Annotated in this window: 8 protein-coding genes; 1 reads left to right on the top strand and 7 read right to left on the bottom strand. The window is 63.8% G+C overall.

The window, feature by feature from the left end; genetic code table 11:
• The 6 genes from ACWGS9_RS24475 to ACWGS9_RS24450 form a co-directional block, all read right to left on the bottom strand.
• Window positions 1–1,113: dihydrolipoamide acetyltransferase family protein (locus ACWGS9_RS24475; RefSeq protein WP_454507666.1), on the bottom strand; the 1,113-nt coding region annotated here is incomplete at its 3' end.
• 3 nt (window positions 1,114–1,116) lie between these two features.
• On the bottom strand, window positions 1,117–2,115 hold the full coding sequence (locus tag ACWGS9_RS24470) for an alpha-ketoacid dehydrogenase subunit beta (RefSeq protein ID WP_454507665.1): 999 nt from the start codon (window positions 2,113–2,115) through the stop codon (window positions 1,117–1,119).
• Complete coding sequence (locus ACWGS9_RS24465) at window positions 2,115–3,143, bottom strand: thiamine pyrophosphate-dependent dehydrogenase E1 component subunit alpha (RefSeq protein WP_454507664.1); 1,029 nt, start codon at window positions 3,141–3,143, stop codon at window positions 2,115–2,117. The genes ACWGS9_RS24470 and ACWGS9_RS24465 overlap by 1 nt, the downstream gene beginning before the upstream one ends.
• Window positions 3,144–3,145: 2 nt before the next feature.
• Entirely contained in the window at window positions 3,146–4,474 is a 1,329-nt protein-coding gene (locus ACWGS9_RS24460; protein WP_454507663.1) for an NAD(P)H-dependent oxidoreductase, read from the bottom strand.
• 257 nt (window positions 4,475–4,731) lie between these two features.
• Complete coding sequence (locus ACWGS9_RS24455; protein WP_454507662.1) at window positions 4,732–5,190, bottom strand: YbaK/EbsC family protein; 459 nt, start codon at window positions 5,188–5,190, stop codon at window positions 4,732–4,734.
• 152 nt (window positions 5,191–5,342) lie between these two features.
• Window positions 5,343–5,609 carry a helix-turn-helix domain-containing protein gene (locus tag ACWGS9_RS24450; protein ID WP_454507661.1) on the bottom strand — a complete coding sequence of 89 codons (267 nt, stop codon included), beginning with the start codon at window positions 5,607–5,609 and terminating at the stop codon, window positions 5,343–5,345.
• Between the two features lie 291 nt (window positions 5,610–5,900).
• On the opposite strand from ACWGS9_RS24450, the gene ACWGS9_RS24445 reads away from it, so the two are divergent.
• Window positions 5,901–6,347: a hypothetical protein gene (locus ACWGS9_RS24445; RefSeq protein ID WP_454507660.1), complete on the top strand. Its 447-nt coding sequence runs from the start codon at window positions 5,901–5,903 to the stop codon at window positions 6,345–6,347.
• On the opposite strand, the gene ACWGS9_RS24440 is transcribed toward ACWGS9_RS24445, so the two are convergent.
• Window positions 6,334–6,636 (bottom strand): ElaB/YgaM/YqjD family protein, encoded by a 303-nt coding sequence (locus tag ACWGS9_RS24440; RefSeq protein ID WP_454507659.1) that lies wholly within the window; start codon window positions 6,634–6,636, stop codon window positions 6,334–6,336. The two genes, ACWGS9_RS24445 and ACWGS9_RS24440, sit on opposite strands and share 14 nt — an antisense overlap.
• Window positions 6,637–6,720 lie beyond the last annotated feature (84 nt).

The raw sequence follows: 6,720 nt of genomic DNA, 5'->3' as shown, positions 1-6,720 counted from the left end.
GCTCGCCAGGTCCTTCATCTCGTTGGAGATGGTGGACAGCGTCTTTTCATCGGCATGGCGGATGATCGGCGTGATCAGGCCGCCGGGGATCGACACGGCGACGCCGACATCGGCGTGCTTGTGCTTGACCATGGCGCTGTCGGTCCACGAAGCGTTCGCATCCGGCACCGCCAAAAGCGCCACGGCAAAGGCCTTGATGACCATGTCGTTGACCGAGAGCTTGTAGGCCGGGGCTTCGCCCTTTTCGGTCTTCTTCATCGGCGCTGCCGCATTCAACTGCGTGCGCAGCGCCAAGAGCGCGTCGAGCTCGCAATCCAGCGTCAGATAGAAATGCGGGATGGTGGACTTCGCCTCGACCAGACGGCGCGCGATGGTCTTGCGCATATTGTCGTGCGGCACGAGCTCGTAGGAGCCTTCGGCGAACAGCCGCAGAACGTCCCCTTCCCCCTTGAGAGGAGGGTGGCCTGCCGAAGGCAGGTCGGGCGGGGTCGCTTCGGCCGGACCCGGCGCCAGATGGGCGGTGCCTTCTGAGACGACCCCCTCCGTCCGCGTCGCGGACACCTCCCCCTCAAGGGGGCGGGAAATCGCGGCTTCGATATCGGCCTTCGTTATACGGCCATATGGCCCGGAGCCTGATACAGCAGAAAGGTTCAAACCAGCCTCGCGTGCCAAACGGCGCGCGAGCGGCGTCGCGCGCGCTTTCCCCTCCCCCTTGAGGGGAGGGTGGCCGACCGCAGGCCGGTCGGGTGGGGTTGGCTCGACCGGGCTCGACGCCAAAGCGCTCGGCGTCGTGGCGGTGCCTTCTGAGGCGACCCGCTCTGTCGACTTCGTCGACATCTCCCCCTCAAGGGGGGAGATTGGCTCGTACACCTCGTCGTCGGCATAGATCCAGGCAACGGGCTCGCCGACGGGAATGTCGACGCGCTCCTTGCCGGTGACGTTGCGCAGCGTGCCGCTGGCAGGCGCATCGATCTCCATCGCCGCCTTATCGGTCTCGATCTCGAAGAGCACGTCGCCCTTCCTGACGTGCGCGCCTTCCTCGGCGAACCAGCGCGAGATCTGGCCGGTCGCCATGTCCATGTCGACCTTGGGAAGAATGACTTCGGTCGGCATCGCTCAGCGGACCCCTTTCACCAAGTCACGCGCTGCGGCGATGATATCGGGGACCTGCGGCACCGTCGCCTTTTCCAGAACCGGATTGTAGGGGATCGGCGTCTCGGCGCCGCCAAGGCGCACGATCGGCGAATCGAGATAGTCGAACGCCTCGCTTTCTGCGACCAGCGCGCTTACTTCCGCGCCGATGCCGAGCGTCTTCACCGCTTCGTAGACGCAGAGCAGGCGCGAAGTCTTCTTCACGCTGTCGATGACGCTCTGCCTGTCGAGCGGCCTGATCGTGCGCAGATCGACCACCTCTATGTCGATGCCCTCGCCTTCCAAAGTGGCCGCGGCGTCGAGCGCCTTCTGCACCATGATCGATGTCGCGACGATGGTGAGATCGCGGCCCTCGCGCCGGATCTCGGCCTTGCCGATCGGCACGGTATAGTGGCCCTCCGGCACATGGCCCTTCATCTTGTAGAGCAGCTTGTGCTCGAAGATCATGACCGGGTCCGGATCGGCGACCGCGGCAAGCAGCATGCCCTTGGCATCGTGCGGCGTCGCCGGCTGAATGACCTTGAGGCCAGGCACATGGCCGAGCCAGGCTTCGAGGCTCTGGCTGTGCTGCGCGGCCGCACCGGTGCCGGAGCCGGCCGGGAAACGCATCACCACCGGCACCGAGACCTCGCCGCCAAGCATGAAGCGCATCTTGGCGGCCTGGTTGACGATCTGCTCCATGCCGAGCGTGGCGAAATCCGAGAACTGGAATTCGAAGATCGGCCGCATGCCGGTAACGGCCGCACCCACCGCGACGCCCGCGCCGCCCAGTTCCGAAATCGGCGTGTCGATCACCCGGTCGGTGCCGTAGCGCTCGACCAGATCGCCGGTCACCTGGAAAGCGCCGCCATAGACGCCGATATCCTCGCCCATCAGGAAGACACGGTCGTCCATGTCCATGGCGATCGCCATGGCTTCCTGGATGGCCTGGGCGTAGCTCAGTTCACGCACGGCGGCATCCATCAAGCATGCTCCGTGTAAACATAGTCCTGAAGGGTCGCGATCTCCGGCGCCGGGCTCGCCTTGGCGAACTCGATGCCGTCGGCGATCTCACGGGTGACCGCGTCGCGGATCGCCTGGATGCCCTGATCGTCGATGAAGCCGAAATCGCTCAGCTCGGTCTCGAAGAGCGTGATCGGATCGCGGTTCGCCATCCAATCCTCGATCTCTTCCTTGCTGCGGTAGCGGTTGCGGTCGCTCTTGGAATGGCCGCGGTGGCGGTAGGTCTTCGATTCGATCAGCGTCGGCCCCTCGCCGGCCCGCGCCCGCTCGACCGCCTTGAAAGACGCCTCTGCCACCTCGGAGAAGATGTTGCCGTTGACGATGACGCCGGGCATCGAATAGGCGGCCGCGCGCTCGGCGATGTTCTTCACAGCGGTCGAGCGCGCCGTCGAGGTGGACATGCCATAGCCGTTGTTCTCGCACACGAAGATCACCGGCAGCTTCCAGATCGCCGCCATGTTCAGCGCCTCGTGAAAGGCGCCTTCATTGTTGGCGCCGTCGCCGAAGAAGGAGACCACGACCTTGCCGGTCTTCATCATCTTGGACGAGAGCGCCGCACCGACCGCAATCGGAATGCCGCCGGCAACGATGCCATTGGCGCCGAGATTGCCCTTGGCGACATCGGCGATATGCATGGAGCCGCCGCGGCCCTTGCAGTAGCCGGTGGTCTTGCCGAAGAACTCCGCGAACATGCGGCTGACTTCGGCGCCCTTGGCAATGCAATGGCCATGACCGCGATGCGTCGAGGTGATCTGGTCATCCTCGGCGAGCGGCAAGCAGATGCCCATGGCGCTCGCTTCCTGGCCGATCGACAAATGCATGGTGCCGTGGATGAGGCCGCGCGTGTAGCACTCTTCCGCGCCCTCTTCGAAGCGGCGGATGAGGTACATCTTGTGGAGCACCTCTCTGAGCTGCTCCGGCCTGTACTGGCGATAGACGAAAGGCAGGTTGGCGCGGCTATCCACGACGGCTTTGCTGGCTTCGGCCATGATCACGCCTCCACGGTACCGTAAACGAGCTTGTCCTGGCGGGCGCGCAATTCGGCGATCTTCGAGCCCGGCGCGGGCGCTGCATTGGCATAGGTGATGAGTTCGCCCTTCTTGATCGGTTGGGTGGCCGAGCCGCCCTGCAGCAGGCCGCAGGGGATGGCCCGCGCCGCATGGGCTTGCGGCGCCGTCATGATCCAGGCGCGATAGCAATACTCACCGATGGCATCGAGCTTGTCGCCGGGCTTCATATCCTTCTTGGCGACGGCGCAGACTTCGGCCACCGGCTTGGCCAGCGGCACCATGTCGGCCTTGCCGTAGAGCACGACGCGCGCGCAGGTGAGCGGCACTTCCAGCGAGGTCAGGTGAAAGGGGCGATGGAAGGTGAAGTACGGGCCCTTGCCCATCTTCAGGTCTTCCATGCGTTCGGAAATGCGCGGATGCGACATGTCGGCGACGACGAAGACGCCGGGCGCCACACCCTTGCCGATCGAATAGTCGACCACGCCGACCTTGGACAGCACGCCGCCGTCCTTCTGAGGCACCAGAACCTTCGACAATTCGCCGAGTGTCGCCGACGGGCCGTGCATGCCGGGCTTGTCGGGCACCAGCCCGGTCGCGTTGGCGATCGCCGCCATCTCGACCATGGTTTTCGAGCCGTCGACGAATTCGACCAGCATGCGCACATTCATGTGCCGGCGTTTCGCCTCCTCCTCATAGTCGGGAGGCGTGGCGTCGATGTTGAGCGGATTGTTCTTGCCCTTGCCGGCGGCGACGATCGGGTGGCCCATGGCGGACACGAACTCGATCAGCTCCATGCAGGAGGACGGCTCGTCGCCGGCGCCCAGCGAATAGGTGACGCCCAACCGGTCGGCTTCGGCCTTGAGGTAGGCGCCGATGGTCACGTCGGCCTCGACATTCATCATCACCAGATGCTTGCCGTGCTCCATAGCGCGCAGACCGATCTCGGCGCCGACGGCCGGAACGCCGGTCGCGTCGATGACGACGTCGATCAGGTCATTGCCGATGACTAGGCTGGAATCATTGGTGACGGCGATCTTGCCCGCCTCCATGGCGGACGTCATCGCCGCGGCATTCGAAACCTCGCGCGCATGGCCGGTTTCCTGGAAGGCGATATCGACGGCCTTGCTGGCCGCCGGCAGGTTGAGTTCGGAAATGGCGCCGATCTCGATGCCGGACATATGGGCGACGCGGGTAACGATGTCGGTTCCCATTTCACCGGAGCCGATCAGGCCGATGCGGATGGGCTTGCCGGACTTGGCGCGCTCCTCGAGGTCACGGGCAAGGCCCGTCAACGAAATATTGGAAGCCATGCCGCTTATTCCTCCCATATCGCATGCTGTTCAATTGCTTGACGGGTATTGAACATCTGTATTTCTGTCAAGACTAATGTCCAAATCTTTGACCATTTGTCGCCGCTTTTCGCGTTGGTCGAGGCGCAACGGCGAAAAGCGCGGGCGGCGGGCGCCTGCGCCAAACAAAATGGAAGCGAGCGCCCGCGACCGAATGCCGGTCAAAGCCGCGCGACGTCCTTTTCGCGAACCACGAAGAGATATCTAGGCGGCAATTGTTACTGGCAAACGTCAACCCATACGGCGCCGACCAGATCGGCCATGCGCTGCGGCGTGATGCGCACCGCGGCATTGGTGGCGCCGGCAGCAGGAACGACTTCGTCGAAGGGCTTGAGCGACAGATCGCAATAGATGGGCAGCGGCGCCGGCAGGCCGAACGGGCAGACGCCGCCTGGCGGATGGCTGGTCGCCGCCAGCACCTCCTCGCCACCAAGCATGCGAGGCTTGCCGCCCATCCTGTCCTTGAACTTGCGGTTGTCGAGCCTGGCGACGCCGCTGGTGACGACCAGCATGGTCTCGTCGCCGACACGCAGGCAGATCGTCTTGGCGATCTGCGCCGGCGTGACGCCATGGGCCTCGGCCGCCAGCGCCACCGTTGCCGAACTTGCTTCGGTGACGATGACTTCGATGTCGGGCGCATGCTCGGCGAAGAAGGCGCGAACCGATTCCAAGCTCATCGTTAACCCCTCGTCAGGTCTGTCGAACAGCAGCGATCGGCGAATCGCATGGCGCAGCCGTTATTGGCAAGAGCCAGCGCCTCTGCCTTGCAGGCACTAAAAAGCCCGCCGGGCAAAACCTCGGCGGGCTCGGATGGACGCTTTGGGCGTCTCTATTGCTGCGTGGGCCGATTCTCGGCGGCCGGCACCCTGATTAATTCCTCTTCCGGCATCTGCAATGCCGAGGCAATGCGCCGGAGCTTGGCGGGATCGGCGTCCTTGCCGTCCTCTATGTCGATGATCTCGCCCACGGCCAGGCCGCAGGTCAAAGAGAGTTCCTCGATCGTGTATCCCCTGGTTTCGCGAGCGGCTTTAAACGGATTGAGGCCGGACGCGGCAATGATGTCATTGGAAACAGCGTTTCGTACGGTGTTGGGCATGGCAACTCCTTGAGATGAAACAGGGTCTGATGAAATGTGGCGTTGCCTGAGATGGGCGGGAGAATGCTCGTTAACGAATGATTTGCCAAGAGCTTCGGCCGTCACGCCATCGTGAAGCGGCATTTTCCGGTCGGATATCGCAGGCCTCGCAGATGTAAGGTCGTACGGCGCTCAATCAAGTCCTTTTGAAGGTCCGCGGTCGGATTGGCATTTTCGACGTCTCGATTCGTTAGCTTGCCGTGGCGGCAGCCGAAAACGGCGCCGGGCATTTTCACGGAAGGATCGGATGCCATGGAAGTCGTGATCTTTCCGGCCGCGCCGAGGGGTACGGGAGAAGGCGACCGCGACTGGGATTTGCAGCCCGACAGCCGCATGACCAACGGCACCGTCGCCGACGTCACCGAGATCGAAAGCCGCACGGTCACGCTCACCTATGACAATGGCCAGAAGAGACAGAACGCGATCCCGCGGACGTACCCGATCGTGACATTCGCCACCGCCACGCCGGCGGATCTTGCGCCGGGTGTCGCGGTGTTCGTCAACGCCGAGCGCGACGGCGGCGGCAAGCTCGTCACAAATCGGGTCGTGGTCGGCAATCACGGCATCGCGCCACCCCTGGGTCGACCGGAAGAGCAAGATCAAGCTCGCTCGCTGATCGCAGCCTCCGGCATGGAAATGGCGGCGGCAACATGCCGCCGCCATTTCTATATCGAATCCGAGAAGATCAGCGCCGGCTGATGAGAAGGCCGGCAAGCAGCCCGACCACGACCAGCCCGACGGCGGCGGCCGTTGCCGGATGGTCGCGCGCGGTCCGCTCGAGCGCCCTGCCCCTGCGCCTTATCGCCGGCAGCGCCTCGTGCAGGCGATCGGCAAGCTGTGAGTAATAATCGGACGCCGCCTCGCGGCTATCTTCGTAGTAGGCGTCACCGCGCTTGGCCAAAACCTTCTTGAGATCGTTCAATTGTCGCGAGAGCGCCGCGACCTGCTTGTCGAGATCAAGGTCGGAGAGGGTCGAAAACGATGCCATGCTTGTTGTCCTTCTCTTCGAGAGAAGGCCTAACGCATGGACGCAGCGCCAGTTCCGGCGGTCGGACGGAGCTGCGGCAGATCG

Source organism: Mesorhizobium sp. Arg314 (genome assembly GCF_053714275.1).
This window is presented reverse-complemented; position numbering and strand designations above follow the sequence as displayed.

Excerpts from the sequence above, each read along its gene's own strand:
- ACWGS9_RS24440 (WP_454507659.1), bottom strand. The coding sequence starts at position 6,636 with ATGGCATCGTTTTCGACCCTCTCCGACCTTGATCTCGACAAGCAGGTC.
- ACWGS9_RS24460 (WP_454507663.1), bottom strand. The coding sequence starts at position 4,474 with ATGGCTTCCAATATTTCGTTGACGGGCCTTGCCCGTGACCTCGAGGAG.
- ACWGS9_RS24450 (WP_454507661.1), bottom strand. The coding sequence starts at position 5,609 with ATGCCCAACACCGTACGAAACGCTGTTTCCAATGACATCATTGCCGCG.
- ACWGS9_RS24455 (WP_454507662.1), bottom strand. The coding sequence starts at position 5,190 with ATGAGCTTGGAATCGGTTCGCGCCTTCTTCGCCGAGCATGCGCCCGAC.
- ACWGS9_RS24470 (WP_454507665.1), bottom strand. The coding sequence starts at position 2,115 with ATGGATGCCGCCGTGCGTGAACTGAGCTACGCCCAGGCCATCCAGGAA.
- ACWGS9_RS24445 (WP_454507660.1), top strand. The coding sequence starts at position 5,901 with ATGGAAGTCGTGATCTTTCCGGCCGCGCCGAGGGGTACGGGAGAAGGC.
- ACWGS9_RS24465 (WP_454507664.1), bottom strand. The coding sequence starts at position 3,143 with ATGGCCGAAGCCAGCAAAGCCGTCGTGGATAGCCGCGCCAACCTGCCT.